Here is a 23228-nt window from a genome sequence, read left to right on the forward strand (position 1 = left end):
ATACCGACATCATCGACGACCCCGGCTCGGTGGAAAAATCCACCAGGTCGCAAGCACAATCAAACCAAACACCGTATAAGTCACGGTAAACACCCAGGCAGGCGCCTCATAATATAATAAGCGATTCAACCAGTGTTCGATGAAGCCTCCGGAATAGCCAACACCCCCGGACTGGGAGCGTAACCACATCTCCAGCGTGGTAAGCGGGCACACGATCTCCAGCCAGACTTCTGCCACCACCACACCGATCGCCAGCAAATGTGACAACCGGAACCACGGATTGTTAACCCAGCGCCAACCGCAAGCGTTGCCCACAAACACCAACACCAGCCCGAACAACACAAACAGCACAATCGTGAGGTGCAGCAAGAGCACCAAATTCGCCATTATCTGATAGAGGTTTGTCATTGCCACACCTTTGGCCGGCCGGGTCGGACACAGTGGATTTTAATACACCTTACTGAATGGAGAGGACTTCCTCCGCCGACAGCGCCCGATATTGTCCGGGTGCCAGCGTCTCGTCCAGCCGGATATTGCCCATACTTTGCCGGTGCAACGTCAGCACCCGATTGCCAACCGCATGAAACATACGCTTAACCTGATGGTACCGGCCCTCGTAGATCGTCACCAGCGCTTCATGGCTGGAAAGCTGTGACAGACTGGCCGGTGAGGTGGTGAGGCCCTCATAGGCAAACCAGATACCCTCAGCAAAGCTGGCGGCACTCTCTGCCGTGATCGGCATGGCCGTGGTCACACGGTATACTTTCGGGATTTTGACTCGGGGCTCAGTCAGCCGTCGCGACCATATACCGTCGTTGGTCAGGATCAGCAAACCGGAACTGGCCCGGTCCAGCCGCCCGCCGATATGCAAACAGGTCCTCAATTCCGGCTCGATCAGGTCCAGCACCGTCTGATGGTTAAGGTCTTTCGTCGCACTCAGGTAGCCTGCCGGCTTGTTCAGCATCAGGTAGTGTGCCCTGTCCGCTTTTTGTACTATCGCTTCGTCTACAGTGACCGACCTGAATCGGCTGACATCGAGCCCGGGATCACGGCACACCTCGCCATCCACAGCTACCCGCCCATCGGCGATAACCTGGCTGGCGGTCCGGCGGCTGAATCGGGAATGGTTGCTGAGAATTCGAGTAAGGCGCATAGGCTGCTATTTATAACGGTTTCATCCACCTCACGACAAGTACCATCCCCCGGCTCACATCCTGCATTGATTATGGTTACACTAGGGCGGCACCCAAGCACAGGACGCTGTAGTCATGCCCAACCGAACCCGGAACCATCCCCTTTTTACCCGTATTCTCTGGTTCCTCGCTACCGTCCTGCTGTTTTCCATTGTGATTCCCTCTCATGCTCACGGCGAAGAGGAAGTACCGGAAAAGGCGGTATCAGAAGAGCAACAGCAACCTGCGGAAACCTCGAAGCCCGCCGTCCAGCCCGAGATAGAGGAGGACGCCTCCGAGCCCCTGACTGTGGATCTGCCCTCGGCATCATCCGCAGGTATTCGCCAGCAACTGCAGAGCTTGCGAGAATCCCTGGACGAGCGGCTTGCGGCACTCGCCTCGAGTAAGGAACGCCTGGCCTATGGCGAATCGGTGCTGGCACGACTGAACGATGAGTACGAGAGTTTCGAGCTGCGACTTGAGAGGGCCGGGCTCAACCTTACCGAGGAGTATGCCCAGCTGCTGCGGCAGAGACTGGACCGTCTGCAAGAACAGAGCATTACTGACAGCCTGATTACCGGAATCCGGGAGCGACTGTCCAACGCCCGTAAAGAACAACTGCGACTGGAGGAATTCGAGGCCATACTCGGCGTTTCCGATGGGACGAAGGAGCAACTGAGGCGCCAAAGGGCCTCACTGGTAAGGCAGCTACACAAGGCAATTACCGAGCACATTGACGTGCTTAATGAATACTTTAATACCGCCGAGACGCTACAGGCACGCATCCTAGCTTACCAAAAACTGCTTCGTCAGCGCCTGTTCTGGCTCCCCAGTGCCGAAACCGTGGGGCTGGACACTGCAGACAAACTGGTTCAGGCAGTGGCCTGGCTGGGGCGGCCTGTGCATTGGAATACTTTTATCGACGCCGTCAAAGACTCCTTTGCAGAACGCACCCTGGAAATACTGCTGATTGGGGTGGTACTGCTGCTTATCCTGAGCCGCCGCAGGGCAATTCGTGAGAGCCTTGTAGCCAGCGGTGAATCGGTAGGAAACGTGGGCAAAGACCGATTTCAGATCACCCTTTATGCCTTGGGGTGCAGTGCGCTGCTGACACTGCCTGTGGTCATGCTGCTTGCTCTAGGTTCGTTACTACTGATGGAGGGCAATGATTTTCTGGCGGCATTGGCTGACGGATTTACCACTGCAGCTTTTGTCATGTTTTTGCTCAGCTTTGTCCGCCAGGTGGCCCGAAGGGACAGCCTCGGCGAGCGGCATTTCAAATGGAATGCCACCACGCTGGATGCCCTTCGCCGCGAGATACCGGTTCTGCTTTGTGTCCTGGTGCCGGTTGCACTACTGTCGGCCTCGTTGCAAGCCCCCGGAGGCGCTGACCACCGGGACAGCTTGGGCCGGCTGCTGTTTGGTGTCGCCTCCGCTGCTCTGGCGATCTTTGCCCACCGGATCATGACAGCAGTCAGAAGCGGCATAGTCGATCGCAAAATCCTGCAGACCCTTCACCTGCTGGCAGTTACCATTCCCATTGTCCTGACCGTCGCCTCACTGCTGGGTTATCACTACACGGCAGTGCAGCTGGAACGCAACATCTTTATCAGCATTTGCTGGCTGGCGTTCAACATGCTGCTTTATTACCTGTGCCTGCGAGCGCTGTCCGTGCGGGAACGTCGCTTGACCCTTGAACGGCTCCGGGAACAGCGGGCGACCGAACGCAAGCAAGCCGAGGCTAAAGAAGCAGCGGACAATTCCGGAGAGGGCTGGCCGCCGTCGCTCGATATGCCGGAGATGGACCTTGAAGATATCAGCCAGCAAAGCAAGTCGCTGTTTCGAATCCTTGCGTACGTGTTGGCCGCGACCGGGCTATGGTTACTTTGGGCCAGCGTAATACCTGCGTTGCAGCTTTTCGACAACATAACCCTGTGGACCATTGCAACCGGCATTGAAGGGGCTGAATCTTTACCGATTACCCTGGGAGACCTGATCCTGGGACTGATTGTGATCGTCGGAACCATTCTGGCTGCCCGGAACCTGCCGGGCACACTGGAGGTGATGGTCCTGAGCCGGATGCATCTCGAACCCGGCTCCGGCTATGCCATTACCACCATCGTCACCTACCTGATTGTGTTCTTCGGGGTCATTACTGCGTTGGCCGTACTCGGGGTGCAATGGTCCAAACTGCAATGGCTGGTGGCCGCACTCGGGGTTGGCCTCGGCTTCGGGTTGCAGGAAATTGTCGCTAACTTCGTGTCTGGCATCATCCTGCTGTTCGAGCGACCAATTCGGGTAGGCGATACCGTAACCATTGGCGGCACCACCGGGACAGTGTCGCGGATACGCATCCGGGCCACAACTCTGGTGGACTGGGACCGGAAAGAGCAGATCATCCCCAATAAAACCTTTGTGACCGAGGATCTTACCAACTGGACTCTGTCTGATCCTATCGTCCGGGTCATCGTGTATGTGAGCGTCGCTTACGGCTCGGATGTGGGGGCGGTGCACGATATCCTGCTCAAGGTCGCGGAGGATAACCAGCGGGTCGTTAAAGACCCGGCACCCGCCGTGTTCTGCGTAGGGCTGGGGGACAGCAGCATTGATTTCGAAGTGCGGGTGTTCATCGAAGACCTGCTGGATTACATGCCTCTGTCCCATGAACTGCACGCCTCAATTATCGGGGCATTGAGTGAGGCTGGCGTGGTTATTCCATTTCCCCAACAGGATATTCATGTGCGCAGTCTGGTGGAGTCAAAGCCGGCAGAATGAATTATTCTGCGAGAACTTTCTCCAGATAGCGCAGGCCCGACAGCTGTTTCATCTGGCCCTCAATCCAGTTGACCCGCTGCCAGACGTAGGTCGATGGGCTCCCCGCATCAAATACTTTCGGATTCGGTAACACTGCCGCCAGCCTTGCCGCCTGCCCTGAGGTCAGGTGGCGGGCACTGGTCCCGAAGTAAGCCTGACTGGCTGCTTCTACCCCATAGATACCTCGGTCGAATTCGGCCACATTGAGGTAAACCTCCATAATCCGGCGTTTCGGCCAGATGGCTTCCAGCGACACTGCCAGCCCCGCTTCCAGCGCCTTACGGGCAAAGCTCCGGCCATTCCAGAGGAACAGGTTTTTGGCCGTTTGCTGGGTAATAGTGCTTGCACCGCGCAGACCGTCACCCTGGCGGAAGTCGGCAACCGCCGTCTTTATTGCATTGACGTCCACGCCCCAATGCTCGGGAAAGCGCTGATCCTCACTGGCCACCACTGCCAGCGGCATCCACGGGGAAATATCAGACAGCCGGACCCATTGTTGCCGCACAGTGTCGCCGGAAAACTCCAGCTGGTGGGCAACAATAAAGGCCGTGGTGGGTGGGTTGGCAAAACGAAAAACCACTAGCACGGCGACAACAAACAGCAGCAACCCTGCCAGGCTCCAGGCCAGCATTCCAAGACCGCGTCTCAACATTGAACGTCTTGCCACCGTAAACTCCTGGCTCAGGCCCCTGGTTCTCTTCGCTTGATAACGACCAGCGCAACACCGGTGATGGAAATCACGCCACCAGCCATGGCCAGCAGGCCCAAGCGCTCGTCAAACAGGATATAGGCCTCAAGCGCCGTCACCGGCGGCACCAGGTAAAACAGACTGGCTACCTGGGACGCCGCACCCCGGCGGATCAGCAGCATCAGCAACAGGATGGCACCAATGGAAACCCCGAACACCAGCCAGGCCATGGACAGTATCAACTGAATATCCCAGATCACCACCCGGGTCTCCAGGGTAAACGCACCAATAGCAAACAGTACAGAAGCGGCGCAATACTGGATGAAAGTGCCGGTCAGCAGGTTTGTGCGCTCACCGTGACGCTTTTGATAAACCGTGCCCACGGAGATGCCCAGCAGCGACAATGCCGCCCACCACAGTGTCCATAACGGAAAGCCCGCCATACCATCCCCGCCCCCGAGCTGCTCAAACAATACCAGTGCAATGCCTACCAGGCCGAGGGACAGACCCAGCCACTGGCGCATGGCCACCGGCTCTCGCAACATCACAACCGCCGCCACTGCGGTGACCAGGGGCTGCAAACCCACAATCAGCGAAATGATACCCGCCGGCATTCCACCCTGGATGGCGTAATACACACCGCCCAGATAACAACCGTGCACCAGAATACCGGTCACCGCTGTGTGGGCTACCCCTTGCCAGGAAGGCCAAGGGGCCTTCATTACCCGTATCAGCACCGCCAGGACAGCCAGCGTAAACAGCATCCTGATAAGCAACAGGGTAAACGGCTCCGCATAAGGCAAGCCGTACTTGGCTCCGATAAACCCGGTGCTCCAGAGCCAGACAAAAAGAACCGGCACCAGATACAGCCCGACCGGCTTTGGAGGTTTGGCGGTAGCAGAAGCTCGGGTGGCGGCGTTCCTAGTCATCTGGACAATGGCTTTTTTGACCATGGGGGCGTTCACGCATCCGTATTTATCCCGCTATAGCAATGCAACGTTCGTGGTAATATCGATGCTCCTTCCATGCGAATCCGGTCACTGCGCAGAGTTTGCCGCACCGGCCTCACTGGAGGGTAGGACACGCGCAGGCGTGAAGTGTGCTACCGACTGGTTGGAGTGTTGAGCATGAGCAAAGAACAGAAGCGTATCAAAGAGACGAAGAAGAAGCCTGCATTAACGCAGAAAGAGAAGAAAGTGGCAAAGAAGGAGAAAAAAGACTCACAAAGCTGAGCATCAGAATTTTTTTACACCGCCAGCCAGCGTTAGCAAAAAATCGGCCCGGCTGGCGGTATGATATGAGCCTCGAGCTCACTTCTTGTTGTTCATGGCGTCTTTCAGCCCTGCGAAGGGGTTAAACGTCGCCGCTTCCCTTCTGGAGTCCGCTCCGCCGCCATAGCGAACGAATGCCTCGAATTTGCTGTGCTCCTCATCGTGACAATAAATGCAGAGCAACTCCCAGTTACTGCCATCAGGGGGGTTATAGTCATGATCATGATTGACGTGGTGAACCGTAAGCTCACTCAGGCCCCTGCGATCAAACTCCCGCGCACAGCGACCGCAGATCCAGGGATAAAGCTTGAGGGCCTTTTCCCGATAGCCTTTTTCACGCTGGGCGATGTACTGGCGTTGCTCTTCCAGCAATCGGTCAAGTTTGCCTGTATTGGTCTGTGATTTTGTCATGATCCACCTGCCACGGTACTGAACGAACGATATGCCACTACTTTAATGCACAAATCAGCTGGACGGAATGGCCGTGATGCGATGGTTATCAACGTCCCAGATGGTGTTTCTGAGTGCGGCGGGAATTTCCCGGAGACGGATTCGCGTGACCTTGGTGAAATGGTGCGCGTTGGCCCGGTGACACGCCGCGAGATGGTAGTTGGGAATGGAAGCAGAGAGGTGATGTATGTGATGGTAGGCGATATTGGCGGTGAGCCAGTTGAGCCACGCGGGCAATATCAGAAAACTGGTGCCCTCTACCGCAGCACGATTGTAGTCCCAGCTGGCCTTGTCTGCCGCCCAGGCGTCCTCGAAATTGTGCTGCACCGCGAACAGAATAATACCGCCAGCACCCGCCAGGGAAAGGCTGATGAGATAGACGATGAAGAAGATTGCCGGCCCGACTGTCAGGCACATCATCGCCCAAAGCGACAACAGCACCAGGTTGTTGCCGGTCATATGACGGTACTCGGCGGCTGTTTTCCAGTAGCGGCACTCAAACCCCTGGGCAATCGAACGAAGTGACGCCCCCGGATTGGCGCGTTTTTCTTTCAGCAGGTGGCCAAGCAAAGCAATGTTGCCCTTGATCCAGGTGAGGCGCGGATTGAAGAACAGGTAGAGGAAACCGCCGACCGGTGCAAACGCTATATTACGCGTCAACCGATACTTCCGTTGCTGTTTTGGGGTAAGCGCATTGAATTCGGCCAGCGACAGTGTCGCCAACGGGCCCCGGTATTCATCCCAGTTACCATTGGTGGCGTGATGAAACGCGTGATTTTTGGACCAGACATACTGCGGCATGCCACATAGCACCCCCAGACAGAAACCGGCCACCTTGTTGTATTTCGAACTAGCAAACAGGGAATTATGACCGCACTCGTGCATCAGCACAAAGACCCTGAGCAAAATCAGGCTCAAGGCCAGAATACACAGCGCTGTAAGCCAATAGGACACAGAGACGCTGACGATAGCCAGATACCATAAAACCGTATAAGGGATAACCGTCGTCAAAAGCTGGCCGGCAGCTTTAACATCGGATTTTTTTGAGTAACGGGCAACTATCTGTTTCTTTTCAGCTGCCAGCGTTTTTATACAACTCATTAGACAGGCTCTCAGGCCGGAACACGGAAAGTTAGGGCCTGCAACTTAACAGCCTGACACCTGCCTGGCTACCTTCACCTGTCTATTCTTCGGATACAATTTGTTAACGGCGGTGCGCCCGCGACATTTGCTCTGTCAGCACAACGCCCCGTTCACTATGGCCCGCAACTCTTGCCGGATCGGGTAAGACGAGGATGGAATCAGCTGAGTCATGAAGATCATTACCAGCTCCTCCACTGGATCAATATAGAAATTGGTGCTCGCCAAGCCACCCCATCCGTACTCCCCCACCGACCCGTTGATCTGTGACCTGGCCACATCCGTCTTGACCGAGAATCCGAGCCCGAAACCACTGCCGGCATACGGAGTCTCACTGAAGGCGCCGACAGATAGTCCGGGAAGGTCCTGATTGCCCGGCAAATGGTTTTGCCGCATGAACTCGAGGGTCTTACGTCCTATGATGCGCCGGCCACGGAAGCTTCCGCCCTGACAGAGAGCCTGGGCAAAATGAAAATAGTCATCGATGGTCGACACCAGTCCCCCGCCGCCGGATTGAAAGCGGTCCTGCCGCCGATAGTTGGAAGTCTCCGGCTCATCCTGCAATTTGAAGCGGTCCCCGGTTTCATAGAGGTAACAGGCAGCGAACCGGTCAAGCTGGTCATCTCGTACATAGAAACCGGTGTCTGACATTTCCAACGGATCAAAAATATGCTCCTTCAGATAGTCATCAAAGGGTTGATCTGCGAGCAGTTGCACAAGGTAGCCCAGCACATCCGTACTGACGGAATAATTCCAGGCGGTTCCGGGCGAGAATTCCAGCGGCAGTTCCGCGAGCCTCTCCACCAGGGTTTCCAGGGTCAGGCTCGAGCTGCCATCCAGTGCCAGTTCCCGGTAGGCTGCATCCACATTGGTGCGGTTCATAAACCCGTAAGTCAGGCCCGACATGTGAGTAAACAGGTCGCGGATGGTCATGGTGGTGGAGGCCGGAACGGTCAGAAAATTCGGATAGAGCCCGCTTTTGTATACCCGCCGGTTTTTCCAGGCTGGAATGTACTTGTGCACCGGATCGTCCAGCAGGAATCGCCCCTGCTCGTACAATTGCATCATCGCGATCGACGTGATGGGCTTGGTCATCGAATAAATACGGAAGATCGTATCGCGGCTGACAGCTTTACCACGCTCTACGTCCATCAGCCCCTGAGCTTTCACACAGGCAATCTCCCCACGCCGGGCAACCAGTGTCAGCGTGCCTGGTAGTTTGCCGGGCTCAATATACCGGCGTTCAAGGTGAGCATTAATGTGATCGAGTTGCGCCAGCGAGAGGCCTGCGATCTGGTCAGTTTCCGCCATGAATGAAGTGCCTTCTTGGTTTTGAGATACAGCGCCTTATTCTGATTGACGTACGGAAGTCAGGCAAGCTCACAGGTCTCTATCACCGGTGGTAATCAAATGCTGTCCTGGCGGCGTTCGGTGTTTTCTTCGTTCACCTCTTCGGCTTCCTCCCAGCTTTCCGACAATTCGTCGTAAGCATCAGAAAAACCCTTTTTCATCCGGTCCCAGGCACTCGCGGTACTGTCTTTCAGGCGGTCATACCATTGCGCAACAGTGCTGCGCTGCTCTCGCAGGGAGTCAATGCTTTCCTGGCTGCGCTCGCGGGCCAATTCACTCATGTCGTCCCAGTTTTCCGCAAGCTCCCTTTCGAGCTGATCTATGCGTTTATCCAGGGCTTCCAGGGTGTTGTTGATCGATTCAATGGCCTGGTCCTTCTGGTCGGCGCTGAAATCCTTCAGCGTACGGCCCAGTTCCCGGGTGTCCTGCTTGAGTTGTTCCACCGTGATTTCATCTTCCTCGGCGACCACTGCAGGAGCCTGGCCAACGGTCAACAGCGCCAATAACGCAAAAGACAGTAAGCGGGGCAATGGATGTGATGACATGATGCTTCTCCTTGAACAGACAGGTTGAACCGTTTGCCGGTCCCACCGGCAAACGGTAACGGGTATGGCTGCCTATCAGATCTACTGGCCCAGAATGCCCAGAACACCCACCACAATCAGATAACCGGCGACGATGTAATTCAGCAATTTCGGAAACACCAGGATTGCGATGCCTGCACCGAGACTGATTAAGGGAGCAAGTTCAAGATGAAGTGTCACTGGGCAATACCTCAATAGGACAACGTGAATTATTACAACGTAAAAGTCGGACCTGACTCGGCCACCGTCATCACAATAGCAGATTGGTTTTGCCAGACCATCAACACAGGCTATTTCTCTGACCGTTCCCGCTCGAACGTGGTTAGCCTGACGTCCACTGTCACAGTCAGCCGCTCCAGTGCCGCCGCTCGCGCCCGCCCTTCTGCATTGGCACGGTACAGATGCGGTGTCATGGCGAGCAAGTCAGCTACCGGCTCGGCCCCGCTGAGCTCAAGGTTATATCGAAGCGTGTCGGTGGCCAGCCTGACAAAGTTACCCGGTGCTTCGGGATCACGCTTACGCTCCGGCTTGAGCTCGGGATAAATTATCTCCCGCAATTCCCTGAGGTGATCAGGCCCCGCGTCCACCTGTATCAGCCGACCACCGGGTTTGAGCACACGAGCAAACTCTGCATAGACCGGAAACCCGAAAACACACAGCACCCGGTCAAGAGTTCCCGCCAACACCGGAAGGTTGGCGTTGCTACCCACCAGCCACATGGGTTGCTGTTCCTTGTCGGTGCCTGCCTGTCTGGTAGCGGCCAGTATCGCCGCTTTGGAGATATCCAGACCGACCAGAGCCATGGTTCCTTCATATCCGGATTCTGCCGCTAGCTGACGCAGATAGTAGCCCTCACCGCAGCCTGCATCCAGACAGCTATGCCCGTTCGAGGCAGGCAAATCCGCCACCGTCAGACGGTTTAACTCAATGGCAATCGGTTGATAATAACCGGCGTTGAGGAAGCGCAGGCGAGCCAGAACCATCGCCTTGCTGTCACCGGGATCCAGCGAGCGTTTTTTCTGCACCGGCAGCAGATGGGTGTAACCCTGGCGGGCGACGTCAAAGGTATGACCTGCGGCACAACGCCAGGACGCACCCTCCCGCGCGAGGGAGTCGCCGTCCAGCGGGCAGGCCAGAGCCTGGAATGGCGTGATATTCATAACTCGGTAATCCTGAAGCGGTGGTCAGTGTATGGTGACAGGCAATTGTACTTGTTTCGCGAGGTGTCCAGAATCGGAGATCCTATGCCGATCACCATCAGACCGGACGAACCACACCGAGGATAACCTATGAAAACCCTTAAAATAGATATTGTGTCCGACATCGCGTGCCCCTGGTGTGCGATCGGCTACGCCCGGCTGGAACAAGCCATGGCCGAACTGGCGGAAGAGATGACTTTCAACATCGAGTGGCATGCCTTCGAGCTCAACCCGGACAACACCTCGGACGGCGAACCCATCCTGCAGGCCCTGAGTCGAAAATACGGCCGCAGTACCGCGGAGATGCAAGCCGCGCAAACCGACATGATGCGTATTGCCGAAGACCTCGGGCTGAACTTCACCAGAATGCAGGAGCGTCACACCCGCAATACCTTTGATGCCCACCGGCTGGTGAAATGGGCAGCGGAACATGGTCGCCAGACCGAAATGAAGCAAGCCTTTTTTGAGGCTTACTTCGGCCATGCGGCTGACATCTCGGACCACGAAGTGCTCATCGAATGGGCTCAGACCACCGGGTTGGACGGCGCCAAAGCACAGAGCATTCTGGCATCGGACGATTATGCCGACGCGGTACGGGCCGATGAGGCAACCTACCAGCAAGCCGGCGTTTCGGCGGTACCCGCATTCATTATTAATCAGCAGTACATGATCTCAGGTGCCCAGGAGCCGGACACCCTGGTTCAGGCATTCCGGGAGATTGCAGAAACAAGTGTCGACTAGTCCCCAGGCTGACAGCGCTCACGCCCGCACACGATTACGCCGGGTAATCGCCGTGGGGCTGGAATGCCAGGCAGACCATGAATAGAGCGCAAGCGCAGTCCAGATCATGGCAAAGCTGAGAAGCTGGATCTGGCTCATGGGCTCATTGAATACGAACAGGGCAATCAGGAACTGCAACGTCGGGTTGATGTACATCAGAAAACCCACCGTTGCCAGACGCAGGCGGCGCGCTGCACCGGCAAACGCCAATAAAGGCAGCGCAGTGATGACACCGCTGGCGACCAGTAACAGCGATGCCCTGGTATCGACCACAAAGTGAGACCCGCCAGCAGAGCTGATCCAGGCCAAGGCCAGTAAAGCCAGCGGCAGTAACAGCAGCGTTTCCACAAACAGTCCGGATAGCCCATCCAGCATCACCTGCTTGCGCAACAAACCATAAGTGCCAAAGCTGACAGCCAGCACCAGACTTATCCAGGGCACGGTGCCCAACAGCACGAGTTGCAGCAGAATTCCTGCGCCTGCGATGACCACTGCCACGCCCTGCAGGCGTGCCATTTTCTCGCGCAATACCAGCATGCCGAGTGCCACATTGACCAGCGGTGTCAAAAAATAGCCCAGGCTCGCCTGCAGCACGTGATGGGTTTCCACTGCGTAAATGTAGATCCCCCAGTTCGTCGCGATGAGCACCGCGCACCCGAGTACCCGCCACAGTTTTCGGGGATGGGCCAGCGCCGTTTTAACCGCCGACCAGCGGCGAAGAATGGAAATAACGATGGCAAGAAAAACGCTCGACCAGATAATCCGATGGGTCAGTACTTCGAAAGCCGGCACGCCTTCAAACAGCGCAAAGAAAAGCGGAAAACAGCCCCACACAGTATAGGCGCCGACGCCGTACAAAACGCCTTTGGTGGCTTCGGGGGTTGTCGTAGTCATTACAGTCTCGCAGGCAAAGACGCTTAATCTAACACACCTCGCCCCTGACGGACCGGGACAGTTGCCGACACAACAACCGGTACAGATGCCTGCATTCGGAACACTCCGGCACCCCCAGCCATAGAGTAATCCCGGCAATCGGCAGCCTGTGGGATGACACCGGCTTAATGAAAACCAGTGAGCAACCTGGTTAGAATAATCGTAATGGTTCTAACTTGGACGCACTAAGCGACCCGACTGACTGGGTCTTCGTGAATTTAAACCGCAAGGAAACTGACGATGAACGCAATGACAATTCTGAACGGCCTGATGAAGCAGGCTTCTGGAGGTCAGTCACCAGGTGGCAGTGGCGGCTTTGATGTCAACAAGATGGTGGGTGGGCTGGCGTCGCAGTTTCAGGGCAACAAAGGCAGTGCGGGCAGCCAAAGCGGATTCGATGTGAAAAGTCTGCTTGGCGGCGGAGCGCTGGGAATGATGATGGGTTCCAAGCGTGGCAGAAAAATGGGCGGCACAGCCCTTAAATACGGCGCTCTGGCCGGTGTTGGCGTGCTGGCCTGGAAGGCCTACCAGAATTATCAAACCAATAATCAGGGCGGACAACAATCCACCGATCAACAAGGTCAGCCGCTGGAGCAATTGCAGGGCCAGGCCCAGGAACAGCGCGGCCTGGAAATTCTCCAGGCGATGATTATGGCAGCCCGCGCCGATGGCCACATAGACGCCAACGAACGCGCCCTGCTGACCCAGGAAATCGAAAAGCTCGGTGCAGACGACGAGCTTCACACCTGGATTCAGAGCCAGTTCGACGCCCCACTTGACGCCAATGCACTGGCCAATAAAGCTGACTCACCTCAGGCCAGCCGGGAAATCTACGTTGTCAGTGCTGCAATGATTGATGAACAGAATCCGATGGAGCGGGCCTGGCTGGACCAGCTCGCCCAGGCACTGAAACTGGACGCGGGTCTTACGGCCGAGCTTGAACGACAGGTAGTCGCTGTTCAATAGCGTCTGAACCAGGAGTAACAGAACTCTCATCCCTGAGAGTTCTATGTGACCGAGAAACGCTTACTCGGACGCTGCAATCAGGCTGGCGTTACCGCCGGCTGCAGTCGTATCAACGCAGAGGTGGCGCTCGATCACGAAGCGCTGATCCAGTCGGTGTTCAGTGATCAGAGGCACTATAACACCCTCGCGTTTTGACAGCGCCAGTCGGTATTCCTTCAGCAATGATGGCTCGGCACAGCTCACAACCGCGTCAAAGCCCTTGGCCATCGTTAGTGCTTCTGGCTCAAGAAGTCCCTCAGCTCCGACAATCGGGAGCCCCGCTTTTGCAGCCGGCCCGACAACATCATCTGCTCCCGGTACAATCACCACGACCTTGTTGCCTTGAGACAACGCCATAGCGGCCTGCTCCCGGGCTGATTCCCTGTCCGGGCCAAGGCACAGCACCACACCACGGGCGTGATTGGTCAGCCGGTTCAGTTCACCCGTCGGCCCGGGCATTTCCTCAGGATGCGCATCCAGCGGGGCCGGAACGTGGTTGAACGCCGGCTTCATGGCTTCCACCCGCTGCTTCGGCGTGAGGGTTTTGGCCTCAGCCAGTTTGGCAATCAGTCCCTCCAGTTTTTTGAGTTCAACCTTCTTGCATCCAGACTCCGGCGCGCGCTCCACGGTTTCCCCTCGCATGAAGCGGCGCACATACTGGGGGCCACCCGCCTTGGGACCGGTGCCGGAGAGCCCTTCGCCACCGAAAGGCTGGGAACCGACTATGGCGCCAATCTGGTTCCGGTTTACGTAAGTGTTGCCAACCCTGATCCGTGCTGAAATACGATCAACCCGGCTATCTACCCGGCTGTGGATACCAAAGGTCAGGCCATAGCCCTGGGCGTTGACATCATCAACCACCTTGTCGATATCCTTGGCAGCAAACGTGGCTACATGCAGTATCGGGCCGAAAATTTCTTCTTCCATTTCGTCGATGCCGCTGACGCTGATTACCGCTGGGGAGACAAACGTGCCCTGCTCGGGAACCGCCAGTTTCTTCAGCAAACGCCCTTTTTTCTCGAACCTGTCGCAGTGGTCGACTATTTTCTTGCGGGCGTTTTCATCGATCACCGGACCCACATCGGTGGAGAGTAACCAGGGATCACCAATGCCAAGCTCTTCCATTGCGCCGTAGAGCATTTCAAGCAGGCCGTCGGCAATGTCTTTCTGCACATACAACATACGCAACGCGGAACATCTCTGGCCGGCACTCTGGAACGAGGACGCCAGCACGTCACGCACCACCTGCTCGGGCAGTGCGGTGGAGTCGACAATCATGGCATTGAGGCCACCGGTTTCCGCAACCAGCGGTGCATCGGGCGCCAGGTTCTCTGCCATTGCCTCATTGATTTTCCGGGAAACCGGCGTTGAACCGGTAAAGCAAACCCCGGCGATACCCGGGTGCGACGTCAACGCGCTACCCACGGTCGCACCGGTGCCTGGCAATAGCTGAATGGCGGCCCTGGGGATGCCTGCCTCATGCATCAACTCGACCGCGCGATAGGCGATCAGCGAGGTTTGCTCCGCCGGCTTGGCAATGACCGCGTTGCCGGCTGCCAGATTCGCAAGTATCTGACCCGAAAAAATGGCCAGGGGAAAATTCCACGGGGAGATACAACACATCACTCCGCGGGCTTCGCCACTGTCTTTGTACCGCAGGCCTTCATTGGCATAATATTGCGAGAAGTCCACCGCTTCACGAATCTCCGCAACACCGTCCAGCAAGGATTTGCCCGCTTCCCGGGTAGCCAGGGCAAATAGCTCGTAGGCGTGCTCCTCAAACAGATCGCCCACCTTACGGATGCACTCGGCTCGCTCTTCAGCAGGCACCTGGGACCACGCCTTGAAACCTTCTTGCCCAGCGGCAACAGCTGCCTCGACGTCGTCCTCGGAGGCCTGGGTAACATGCCCCACCAGCTCGTCAGTATTGGCCGGATTACGCACCACCTGAACTTCGGTGCCGGAAACTTCAGCGTCCATAATCGGCCCGCCCTTCCAGCGGTAATCGCGGAAGGCACCCCGTCCCTCTTCAATTTCTGCCACCGTTACCGGATCGGTAATATCCCAACCTTTCGAATTCCGGCGCTCTTTCCCGAACAGGTCATGAGGGTGGACAATCGCCTTGCTGGAGATGTTCTCGCCCATTTCTTGCACCGCGTCAATGGGATCCCTGGCAATCTCCTCCGGGGTGATGCGGGTATCTACAATCTGGTTAACAAAGGAGCTGTTGGCCCCGTTTTCCAGCAGGCGGCGAACCAGATAAGCCAGAAGATCGCGGTGAGGGCCGACCGGTGCGTAGATGCGACACGGAACCCCGCTTACCTTGAGAACCTCATTGTGCAGCGATTCGCCCATGCCATGCAGGCGCTGAAACTCGTAGTTGGTTACCCCTTTCGCTTTCGCCAGTTCAAGCACCGCGGATACGGAGTGGGCATTGTGGGTGGCGAACTGCGGATAAATCCGGTCCGTCATGTTCAACAATTGGGTGGCGCAGGACAGGAACGCCACATCACTGCAAGCCTTGCGCGTGAATACCGGAAAACCGTCCAGGCCCATCACCTGGGCGCGCTTGATCTCGGCGTCCCAATAGGCGCCTTTCACCAGCCGAACCATGATGCGGCGGTCGAGCTTTTCAGCCAGGCCGTACAGCCATTCCAGGGTATGGCCAGCCCTTTTACCAAACGCCTGCACAACCACGCCGAAACCGTCCCAGCCTTTCAGCTCCGGATCCGACAGGATAGCTTCGATCACATCGAGCGAAAGATCGAGCCGGTCCTGCTCCTCGGCATCTATATTGAAGCCCATATTGGCGGCGGCGGCTTTCTTGACCAGCTTCATCGCCCGAGGCACGAGCTCATTCATCACCCGCTCTTTGTTGCCGTATTCATAGCGCGCGAGCAATGCAGACAACTTCACCGAGATACCCGCGTTTTTGCGTACATCCCCTTTGCAGGTCTTGGCAATGCTGTCTATGGCGTTGGAGTAGGAGTCAAAATAGCGCTCGGCATCCTTATCCGTTCGCGCAGCCTCGCCCAGCATGTCGTAGGAGTAGGTGTAGCCTTTAGCCATATACTCTTTGGCTTCATCCTGGGCTTCGTCGATATTACGGCCAAGCACGAACTGGCGGCCCATCTCTTTCATCGCCTGGCCGGCCACGGTACGAACCACCGGTTCGCCAAAGCGTTTCAGGAGTCGCCGGAGCGTGTCGCCCAAGCTGTGCCGGTCAGAGTCCTTGAGCAGGTTGCTGGTCATCAATAACGCTACTGTGGCGGTATTGATCAGCGGAGATGAGGCCTTGCCGATGTGTGTCCCCCAGGCACCAGAAGTAATTTTGTCTTCGATCAGGGCATGGATGGTGGTGTTGTCCGGTACGCGCAGCAACGCTTCGGCCAGACACATCAAAGCCACACCTTCTTTGGTAGTAAGGCCATATTCCGCCAGGAACTTTTCCATGATGGTGGACTTTGCACTTTTGCGGACATCCCGCACCAGCCCGGCCGCCCGAGCGGAAATAGCCTCCCGCTCGGTCTGGGATAGCTGAGCCCCGGCAATCATCTCGCGAATCACCGTGTATTCATCAGCCAGGTAGTGATCACGAATTGCCTGTCTGCTATCAACAAGTGCGGGAGTTACTGATTGCTCTGGTCGCATAGCTGTACCCTCTAAGTTGTTTATCCCTGACATTTTACCGAGAATAAATAAGGCAATTCGGCCATTAAATCCCACTAAACCTTGCTTAACGTCTTTTTTTATTACCGTAAAATTGATTTTATCTAATAAAAATCCAAAAATAAGGCAAAAGACCTGATATCTTTAGCGTTGACCTGAATTCAAGCGCCCGCAAAACTCTCAGCAGACCTTTCCAGCATAGTCTGTTTGTCACGGACTTGCAGAGCCCGGCGTCAGTTTCGGGCACCTGTCCCGTACCGGGACCCATGATAGAACACATGATTTGCAGGAAAATTTACGTTACGTATCCGCAGGGAGATCAGGCTTGCGGCGGCTGATGCCCGGCCTGTTTGGCAATCGATCTTTCTATTCAGTGAGGAAACCAACATATGATGGAACTGGACAGAATCGACCACTCCATTATTCGAGAACTTCAAGGCAACGCCCGAATTACCGTGACGGAGCTTGCCTCCCGGGTGGGGCTATCCAAAACTCCGTGTCAGGTCCGCATGCGGCGACTTGAGGAGCAAGGTTTCATCACCGGCTACACGGCACAGGTCAACCAGACCAAGCTCGGGCAAAGCCATATTGCCTTTGCCCAGGTGACCCTGACCGACACCAGCAGCAACGCCCTGACCGCCTTTAATGCTGCTGTAAAGAAGGTCTTGGCGGTGGAACAGTGTCACATGATTGCCGGTAATTTTGACTACCTGCTGAAAGTCCGGACCCGGGACATGGCAGAGTACCGACAGGTGCTGGGCGAGCAGATTTCAGCACTGCCCCACGTTCTGCAGACCAGCACATTTGTGGTGATGGAGAGCGTCAGAGATGCACCGTTCTGAGCGGGTGGCTGTTTTGCCTGTCCTATCCCGCAGTTGTCCCCACATCCTCAGCGCCAAACTTTTTATGGGTGCCATCACAGTAAGGCGCGTTGCCGGTGTGTTTGCAGCGACACAAGAATGCATTGCCGCTCTCTTTTGCAGTGAACATTTTGGGTGTGATACCGGTTCCGGCGTGTGAACCATCACAAAAGGGCTGGTTATCCGATCGCCCACAGGCGCAAAAAGCGTATTTTTCACCTTCGGTGAGCTCTACTTTAATCGGCTTGTTATCCGCTACTATCGGGTCGCTCATGGTTGATCTCTCATCTTGTTGGTTTATGTAGCTGTTGCGCCTCAGGCGCTGCCTTCACCTTGTATGTTCGGTAGGACCGGCATTCTGGATGAGCCAATCACCAATCAAGAACATGTATTCTCAATAAATTATGCTACATCCCACTTTTATGGCAAGTCGGTGACCTGATGAACATTCGAACGCTGGAAACTTTTGTCTGGATAGCACGGCTGGGGAGTTTCAGAGCTGCAGCCAGCAGGGTTTATGCTTCGCAGCCCTCGGTTTCAGCGCGAATAGCCGGGCTGGAAGACCAGTTGGGGGTGGAGCTTTTTAATCGTAGCGGCAAAAAGATAGCACTGACGGCCAAGGGCCGGGAATTCCTTATCTACGCGGAGAAAATGCTGAGCCTGTACGGCGAGATGCTGCAGACCGTCGCCAAGCCGGCATCAATACAGGGGACCATTCGCCTCGCGGTATCAGAAACCATCGCCCACACCTGGCTGCCTCAACTCATCGAGAGAGTCAGCGAAGCCTACCCAGCAATAAACCTTGAGCTGGATGTCGACATCTCCATCAATCTGGCCGAAAAACTGAAGAATCATGAGATTGATATCGCTTTTCTCATGGGCAGCGTCAATCAGCCAGGCATCATCAACAGGGGTCTGTGCAGGTACTCACTGATCTGGGTCGCAAGCCCAAGACTCGGTATACCGGACAAACCCATGTCACTTGTCGAGCTGGCAACATGGCCGATCGTCACCTATCCAAGAAAGAGTGAACCTTATGTGGCCATCCGCTCTCTGGTAGACCCGATGAATCACTCTACGCGGATCCACTCCAGTTCTTCGCTCTCCACTATTATCCGCATGACAGTTGATGGCCTTGGAGTAAGCGCCCTGCCCCGGGAAATTCTCCATCGGGAACTGGATTCCGGAGTGCTCCGTGAGTTCGACGTTGATGCAGCGGTGCCCGATCTGGTGTTCAGCGCAGCTTACCGGGCTGCCCCCGGCGGTGATGTGGTACACGCAATTGCCGAATTGGCCTTCATCACTGTCGCTAACCGAATAGGTGCAATGCCTAAGTTATCGGGAACATTAAACAAACTTTAATGATCAGCTTTTTGGATTAGACCTGATACTAAATTTCGAATTGTATAAATCAGTCTTTCTGCCTTAAATGTAACAGTTCGTTCATTTTGAGGCAGCGTTATGTCAACGACCAATCAGCTCAATGCGCAGTCGACACCGACCGCGGTCCGTCTGGCTGCCCGCCAGGGCTTGCTTACCGGGCCGACCTCGGGTCTGGCCAGCGGATACGTCCAGGTAAACCTGGTTGTTCTGCCGGAATCCCAGGCCAGCGGATTTCTACGCTTCTGTCAGGCCAACCCCAAACCTTGCCCCGTACTCGCCGTCAGCGAGCCGGGGGCACGGCATTGTGAGGCCCTGGCATCCGAACTCGATATCGCCCGGGACCTACCTGCCTATCGTATCTACCTTGACGGCAAGGTGAGCGAAACCGTGCCAGACGTAGCAGAGATCTGGCGGGATGATCTGGTCACCTTTGCCATTGGTTGTTCCTTCACGTTTGAACACGCCCTTATCCAGGCCGGCTTGCAAGTGCGGCACATAGACGAAGCCCGCAATGTGCCGATGTTCAACACCAAAGTACCCCTGACCGCGGCCGGTGGTTTTGGCGGCAACCTGGTGGTATCCATGCGCCCCTTTTCAGCCGCAGATGCCATCAAAGCGATACAGATAACCACTCGCTTCCCCCAGGTGCATGGGGCGCCGGTACATTTTGGCAACCCGGCCCTGATCGGCATTCCTGACATCACCTCTCCCGATTATGGCGACGCTGTGTCTGTGAGAGAAACCGAAGTTCCGGTGTTCTGGGCCTGTGGCGTGACACCCCAGCAGGTCATTATTGATGCCGGTGTCGAGTTCGCTATCACCCATAGCCCGGGTCATATGCTGGTTACGGACATCCCGGACAGCACGCTGGCGCTTTTCTGAGCAAAAACCAACCCTGAAACTGATAATGAGGAAAAAACCATGACTATAAAAAAATGCCTCGTCTCCGCCACTGCAGCGGGTATGGTAATCGCAGGCTCCCAGGCAGTTGCACAAGACCTCGACAAGACCAGCATCAACTATGTGGGCAGCTGGAGCAGTCTTTCCCTGTACAAGAACTTCGAACGCCCATTCTGGCAGGACCATATTCCGGAGGCCTCCGACGGTCAGATTTCAACCGCAGTCACTACCTTTGACCAGATGGGGCTGGGCGGCGGTGAAGTATATCGTCTGATGGACCGGAACGTCATTGAAGTCGCCTCTACGGTCGCTGACTATGCCGTTGAAGACGCGCCGGAGCTGGAAGGCCTGGACATGCCGATGATTGCCCCGGACGTAGAAACCGCACGCAAGGTGGCCGAGGCCTACCGTCCGGTGCTCGCCGACGCCTTTGCCGAACGCTTTGGTGATGCACAATTGCTGGCCATCGTGCCTTATCCCTCGCAAATGGTGTTCTGTAATACCGAAATCGGAGGCCTTTCAGACCTGAAAGGCAAGAAGGTGCGTGCCAGCGGCCGGACCACCGCTGAGTTCCTCCAGGCGATCGGAGCCGAGGGCATCACCCTGAACTTCAGCGAAGTACCGGGCGCCCTGCAACGTGGCGTTATTGATTGCGCCGTGACTGGCTCATTGTCTGGTTACAGTTCCGGCTGGAATGAGGTGTCCACCCACCTTTATCCGCTACCCGTCGGGGGCTGGGACCACGTTGTCACTGCGATGAACGGCAAAAAGTGGAACTCGCTCTCCTCTGAAACCCAGGAGTGGCTGATGACCGAAATCAAGGAGAACTATGAAGAACCTGTCTGGGAAGCTGCCGTTGCGGAAACCGAAGAAGGCATTGCCTGCCTGACCGGTGAGGGTGAATGCACCCGGGGTGAAGCTGGCGACATGATGTTGGTGGAAGCAACCGACAAAGACTTTTCAGAAGCCTCCCGACACCTGGAAGAAACGCTGCTCCCCAATTGGGCAAATCGGGTAGACCAGAAGTGGGTGGACCGCTGGAACGAAACCATCGGCTCCGTCACGGGCCTCAAAGCTGCCAAATAAGGCCCCTTTAACCGGTTAATGGCGAACGGGCTGGATGCCAGTCCGTTCGCCCTGGAGAGTGACATGTTTAATCAGGTGAACTCGATTTTGGACCAAGTGCTGGATGTCGTCCAGGTTGGCTCGCTCTGGTTGGCCCGGGCTGGCGGCGTGCTGATCCTTCTGACCGTAATACTGGTTACCTTTGAGGTACTGTCCCGCCATTTCGTAGGGCGATCGGCTGTTCACGCCACCGAAATTACCGGCTACATCATGGCAATCAGTGCAAGCTGGTCGTTCGCCTACACCCTGATGTGCAAAGCGCACATCCGCATTGATGCCCTATACCTGAATTTCCCCCTGAAGGTCCGTGGCGTGCTCGACCTGTTGGCCCTTCTGGCCATGGCGCTGTTCTGCGTGCTGGTGGTCGGGGCGGTTTTCGACGTTGCAATGCACTCCTATTCCGGCGGCTCAACTGCCAATACTCCATTAGGCACACCCTTGTGGATACCCCAGGTACTCTGGCTGCTTGGCCTGACGTGGTTCAGCGTTGCAGTTTGCCTGCTCTCCCTGCGGGTATTTTTCGGCGTACTGAGCGGGGATACCGAAGGTGTCCAGAAACGAGCCGGCAGCCCCACGCTGGATGAGCAAATAGACGAAAGCAACAAGGAAGCAGCACAATGATCCTGACTGCACTGATTATACTGTTGGTCCTGCTAGTCCTGAGTGTGCCAGTAGCAGCCACACTGGTTGCACTTGCGTTATTGCTTGCCGAGTTGTTTTCCCCTTTCCCTCTGATCAACGCCATGGGCGACGTGCTCTGGTCGGCATCCGACAGTTTTCTGCTGATTGCCATTCCACTCTTTATTCTGCTGGGTGAGATACTGGTTCGTACCGGCATTGCCAAAGGCACCTACCGGTCTCTCGAAAGCTGGCTCTCCTGGCTGCCGGGCGGGTTGCTTCATGCCAACATCGGTACCGCCACCCTATTCTCGGCGACATCCGGTTCAAGTGTCGCCACGGCCGCCACCATCGGCACCGTGGCGATTCCCCAAGGCAAGGAAATGAAGTATGACCCCAAGCTGTTCACCGGCTCGATTGCGGCTGGCGGGACCCTCGGCATCATGATTCCGCCGTCGATCAACCTGATTGTGTATGGCTTCCTCACCGAGACCTCAATACCGCAACTGTTTGCTGCTGGCCTGATCCCCGGGCTGATGCTGGCAACCATGTTCATGTTGGGCACCGCGTTGATCTGTATGTGGCGGCCCAGCCTGGGCGGACCCAGCATCAATCACAGCTGGAACGACCGGATTTCCGGCCTGCGCCACCTGGTACCGGTGCTGCTTTTGTTCGGGGTTGTCGTCGGATCTATCTATACCGGTCTTGCAACGCCTACCGAGGCCGCCTCCCTTGGTGTTCTGGGCGCGATGCTGATTGCCTTGTTCATGGGCAAGTTGTCGGTGAACGTCATTATTCAGGCCCTGGATGGCACGATGAAGACCACCGGCATGATCATGCTGATCATTATGGCGTCCTATTTTCTCAACTTCGTGCTGGCTTCCGCCGGCGTTACGCGGGAACTGACCGGTTTTCTCGAATCCGCTGGCATGGGCCCTTATTCCACCCTGATGCTGGCGATTCTGATTTACATCGTGCTCGGTTTCTTCATTGAAACCCTCTCGTTGATGGTGATCACCATTCCGATCGTCGCCCCAATCATCATTGGTATGGGATTCGACCCGGTCTGGTTCGGCATTCTGCTGATCCTGCTGATCGAGATGGCACTGATCACACCGCCTGTCGGCCTGAACCTCTATGTTGTCCAGGGCGTACGCCAGGGCGGACCGTTCAGTGACGTAATGCTGGGGGCCCTGCCCTATGTGGTCATCATGCTGCTGATGGCCATCGTGCTGGTGATTTTCCCCTCGGTCGCTATGTATCTGCCGAATTTGCTGAGCTGACTGA

22 protein-coding genes are annotated in these 23228 nt (G+C 56.2%); 9 read left to right on the forward strand and 13 right to left on the reverse strand.

Features of this window, described 5'->3' with window-relative positions:
- Positions 1-9 precede the first annotated feature (9 nt).
- Positions 10-408, reverse strand: coding sequence for a DUF2784 domain-containing protein (locus tag F6Y09_RS15445; protein ID WP_152207818.1), 399 nt, complete (start codon positions 406-408; stop codon positions 10-12).
- 49 nt (positions 409-457) lie between these two features.
- Positions 458-1153 carry a pseudouridine synthase gene (locus F6Y09_RS15450; RefSeq protein WP_152207819.1) on the reverse strand — a complete coding sequence of 232 codons (696 nt, stop codon included), beginning with the start codon at positions 1151-1153 and terminating at the stop codon, positions 458-460.
- Between the two features lie 115 nt (positions 1154-1268).
- On the opposite strand from F6Y09_RS15450, the gene F6Y09_RS15455 reads away from it, so the two are divergent.
- Entirely contained in the window at positions 1269-3947 is a 2679-nt protein-coding gene (locus F6Y09_RS15455) for a mechanosensitive ion channel domain-containing protein (RefSeq protein WP_152207820.1), read from the forward strand.
- A gap of 1 nt (position 3948) precedes the next feature.
- On the opposite strand, the gene mtgA is transcribed toward F6Y09_RS15455, so the two are convergent.
- The 8 genes from mtgA to F6Y09_RS15495 all read right to left on the reverse strand — a co-directional run bounded on the left by mtgA (position 3949) and on the right by F6Y09_RS15495 (position 10629).
- Positions 3949-4653, reverse strand: coding sequence for a monofunctional biosynthetic peptidoglycan transglycosylase (mtgA, locus tag F6Y09_RS15460; RefSeq protein WP_246180554.1), 705 nt, complete (start codon positions 4651-4653; stop codon positions 3949-3951).
- A gap of 14 nt (positions 4654-4667) precedes the next feature.
- The gene (locus F6Y09_RS15465) at positions 4668-5603 is read right to left on the reverse strand and encodes a DMT family transporter (RefSeq protein WP_152207907.1); all 936 of its coding nucleotides are present in this window, start codon (positions 5601-5603) and stop codon (positions 4668-4670) included.
- A gap of 381 nt (positions 5604-5984) precedes the next feature.
- Entirely contained in the window at positions 5985-6356 is a 372-nt protein-coding gene (locus F6Y09_RS15470; RefSeq protein ID WP_152207821.1) for a YajD family HNH nuclease, read from the reverse strand.
- Positions 6357-6410: 54 nt separating this feature from the next.
- The gene (locus F6Y09_RS15475; RefSeq protein WP_152207822.1) at positions 6411-7496 is read right to left on the reverse strand and encodes a fatty acid desaturase; all 1086 of its coding nucleotides are present in this window, start codon (positions 7494-7496) and stop codon (positions 6411-6413) included.
- A gap of 135 nt (positions 7497-7631) precedes the next feature.
- Positions 7632-8846: a serine hydrolase domain-containing protein gene (locus F6Y09_RS15480; protein WP_152207823.1), complete on the reverse strand. Its 1215-nt coding sequence runs from the start codon at positions 8844-8846 to the stop codon at positions 7632-7634.
- A 95-nt stretch (positions 8847-8941) separates the two neighbouring features.
- Entirely contained in the window at positions 8942-9430 is a 489-nt protein-coding gene (locus F6Y09_RS15485; RefSeq protein WP_152207824.1) for a sll1863 family stress response protein, read from the reverse strand.
- An 81-nt stretch (positions 9431-9511) separates the two neighbouring features.
- Positions 9512-9649 (reverse strand): DUF3096 domain-containing protein, encoded by a 138-nt coding sequence (locus F6Y09_RS15490; RefSeq protein ID WP_152207825.1) that lies wholly within the window; start codon positions 9647-9649, stop codon positions 9512-9514.
- A gap of 110 nt (positions 9650-9759) precedes the next feature.
- Complete coding sequence (locus F6Y09_RS15495; RefSeq protein WP_152207826.1) at positions 9760-10629, reverse strand: putative RNA methyltransferase; 870 nt, start codon at positions 10627-10629, stop codon at positions 9760-9762.
- 129 nt (positions 10630-10758) lie between these two features.
- Between F6Y09_RS15495 and F6Y09_RS15500 the strand changes: the two genes are divergently transcribed.
- Complete coding sequence (locus tag F6Y09_RS15500) at positions 10759-11409, forward strand: DsbA family oxidoreductase (RefSeq protein WP_152207827.1); 651 nt, start codon at positions 10759-10761, stop codon at positions 11407-11409.
- An 18-nt stretch (positions 11410-11427) separates the two neighbouring features.
- Here F6Y09_RS15500 and rarD read toward each other — a convergent pair whose 3' ends face one another.
- Complete coding sequence (gene rarD / locus F6Y09_RS15505) at positions 11428-12342, reverse strand: EamA family transporter RarD (protein ID WP_152207828.1); 915 nt, start codon at positions 12340-12342, stop codon at positions 11428-11430.
- Between the two features lie 279 nt (positions 12343-12621).
- On the opposite strand from rarD, the gene F6Y09_RS15510 reads away from it, so the two are divergent.
- Positions 12622-13347 carry a tellurite resistance TerB family protein gene (locus F6Y09_RS15510; RefSeq protein ID WP_152207829.1) on the forward strand — a complete coding sequence of 242 codons (726 nt, stop codon included), beginning with the start codon at positions 12622-12624 and terminating at the stop codon, positions 13345-13347.
- A 60-nt stretch (positions 13348-13407) separates the two neighbouring features.
- On the opposite strand, the gene putA is transcribed toward F6Y09_RS15510, so the two are convergent.
- Positions 13408-17037, reverse strand: a complete 3630-nt coding sequence (putA, locus tag F6Y09_RS15515; protein ID WP_152207830.1) for a bifunctional proline dehydrogenase/L-glutamate gamma-semialdehyde dehydrogenase PutA — start codon at positions 17035-17037, stop codon at positions 13408-13410.
- A 407-nt stretch (positions 17038-17444) separates the two neighbouring features.
- Here putA and F6Y09_RS15520 point away from each other — a divergent pair, with 407 nt between their 5' ends.
- Entirely contained in the window at positions 17445-17897 is a 453-nt protein-coding gene (locus F6Y09_RS15520) for an Lrp/AsnC ligand binding domain-containing protein (RefSeq protein ID WP_152207831.1), read from the forward strand.
- 22 nt (positions 17898-17919) lie between these two features.
- On the opposite strand, the gene F6Y09_RS15525 is transcribed toward F6Y09_RS15520, so the two are convergent.
- Positions 17920-18189, reverse strand: a complete 270-nt coding sequence (locus F6Y09_RS15525) for a CDGSH iron-sulfur domain-containing protein (protein ID WP_152207832.1) — start codon at positions 18187-18189, stop codon at positions 17920-17922.
- Positions 18190-18356: 167 nt separating this feature from the next.
- Between F6Y09_RS15525 and F6Y09_RS15530 the strand changes: the two genes are divergently transcribed.
- The 5 genes from F6Y09_RS15530 to F6Y09_RS15550 all read left to right on the forward strand — a co-directional run bounded on the left by F6Y09_RS15530 (position 18357) and on the right by F6Y09_RS15550 (position 23224).
- On the forward strand, positions 18357-19277 hold the full coding sequence (locus tag F6Y09_RS15530) for a LysR family transcriptional regulator (RefSeq protein WP_152207833.1): 921 nt from the start codon (positions 18357-18359) through the stop codon (positions 19275-19277).
- Between the two features lie 99 nt (positions 19278-19376).
- Positions 19377-20180, forward strand: coding sequence for a putative hydro-lyase (locus F6Y09_RS15535; protein WP_152207834.1), 804 nt, complete (start codon positions 19377-19379; stop codon positions 20178-20180).
- Between the two features lie 39 nt (positions 20181-20219).
- A complete protein-coding gene (locus tag F6Y09_RS15540; RefSeq protein ID WP_152207835.1) occupies positions 20220-21284 on the forward strand; it encodes a TRAP transporter substrate-binding protein in 1065 nt (354 codons plus the stop codon).
- 63 nt (positions 21285-21347) lie between these two features.
- Positions 21348-21944, forward strand: coding sequence for a TRAP transporter small permease subunit (locus tag F6Y09_RS15545; protein WP_152207836.1), 597 nt, complete (start codon positions 21348-21350; stop codon positions 21942-21944).
- Positions 21941-23224, forward strand: a complete 1284-nt coding sequence (locus F6Y09_RS15550) for a TRAP transporter large permease (protein WP_152207837.1) — start codon at positions 21941-21943, stop codon at positions 23222-23224. The genes F6Y09_RS15545 and F6Y09_RS15550 overlap by 4 nt, the downstream gene beginning before the upstream one ends.
- Positions 23225-23228: the final 4 nt, after the last annotated feature.

The organism is Marinobacter changyiensis (assembly GCF_009193265.1).
GTDB classification, from domain to species: Bacteria; Pseudomonadota; Gammaproteobacteria; order Pseudomonadales; family Oleiphilaceae; genus Marinobacter; species Marinobacter changyiensis.

Excerpts from the sequence above, each read along its gene's own strand:
- F6Y09_RS15445 (WP_152207818.1), bottom strand. The coding sequence starts at position 408 with ATGACAAACCTCTATCAGATAATGGCGAATTTGGTGCTCTTGCTGCAC.
- F6Y09_RS15450 (WP_152207819.1), bottom strand. The coding sequence starts at position 1,153 with ATGCGCCTTACTCGAATTCTCAGCAACCATTCCCGATTCAGCCGCCGG.
- F6Y09_RS15455 (WP_152207820.1), top strand. The coding sequence starts at position 1,269 with ATGCCCAACCGAACCCGGAACCATCCCCTTTTTACCCGTATTCTCTGG.
- F6Y09_RS15465 (WP_152207907.1), bottom strand. The coding sequence starts at position 5,603 with ATGACTAGGAACGCCGCCACCCGAGCTTCTGCTACCGCCAAACCTCCA.
- F6Y09_RS15470 (WP_152207821.1), bottom strand. The coding sequence starts at position 6,356 with ATGACAAAATCACAGACCAATACAGGCAAACTTGACCGATTGCTGGAA.
- F6Y09_RS15475 (WP_152207822.1), bottom strand. The coding sequence starts at position 7,496 with ATGAGTTGTATAAAAACGCTGGCAGCTGAAAAGAAACAGATAGTTGCC.
- F6Y09_RS15480 (WP_152207823.1), bottom strand. The coding sequence starts at position 8,846 with ATGGCGGAAACTGACCAGATCGCAGGCCTCTCGCTGGCGCAACTCGAT.
- F6Y09_RS15485 (WP_152207824.1), bottom strand. The coding sequence starts at position 9,430 with ATGTCATCACATCCATTGCCCCGCTTACTGTCTTTTGCGTTATTGGCG.
- F6Y09_RS15495 (WP_152207826.1), bottom strand. The coding sequence starts at position 10,629 with ATGAATATCACGCCATTCCAGGCTCTGGCCTGCCCGCTGGACGGCGAC.
- F6Y09_RS15500 (WP_152207827.1), top strand. The coding sequence starts at position 10,759 with ATGAAAACCCTTAAAATAGATATTGTGTCCGACATCGCGTGCCCCTGG.
- rarD (WP_152207828.1), bottom strand. The coding sequence starts at position 12,342 with ATGACTACGACAACCCCCGAAGCCACCAAAGGCGTTTTGTACGGCGTC.
- F6Y09_RS15510 (WP_152207829.1), top strand. The coding sequence starts at position 12,622 with ATGAACGCAATGACAATTCTGAACGGCCTGATGAAGCAGGCTTCTGGA.
- putA (WP_152207830.1), bottom strand. The coding sequence starts at position 17,037 with ATGCGACCAGAGCAATCAGTAACTCCCGCACTTGTTGATAGCAGACAG.
- F6Y09_RS15520 (WP_152207831.1), top strand. The coding sequence starts at position 17,445 with ATGATGGAACTGGACAGAATCGACCACTCCATTATTCGAGAACTTCAA.
- F6Y09_RS15525 (WP_152207832.1), bottom strand. The coding sequence starts at position 18,189 with ATGAGCGACCCGATAGTAGCGGATAACAAGCCGATTAAAGTAGAGCTC.
- F6Y09_RS15530 (WP_152207833.1), top strand. The coding sequence starts at position 18,357 with ATGAACATTCGAACGCTGGAAACTTTTGTCTGGATAGCACGGCTGGGG.
- F6Y09_RS15535 (WP_152207834.1), top strand. The coding sequence starts at position 19,377 with ATGTCAACGACCAATCAGCTCAATGCGCAGTCGACACCGACCGCGGTC.
- F6Y09_RS15540 (WP_152207835.1), top strand. The coding sequence starts at position 20,220 with ATGACTATAAAAAAATGCCTCGTCTCCGCCACTGCAGCGGGTATGGTA.
- F6Y09_RS15545 (WP_152207836.1), top strand. The coding sequence starts at position 21,348 with ATGTTTAATCAGGTGAACTCGATTTTGGACCAAGTGCTGGATGTCGTC.
- F6Y09_RS15550 (WP_152207837.1), top strand. The coding sequence starts at position 21,941 with ATGATCCTGACTGCACTGATTATACTGTTGGTCCTGCTAGTCCTGAGT.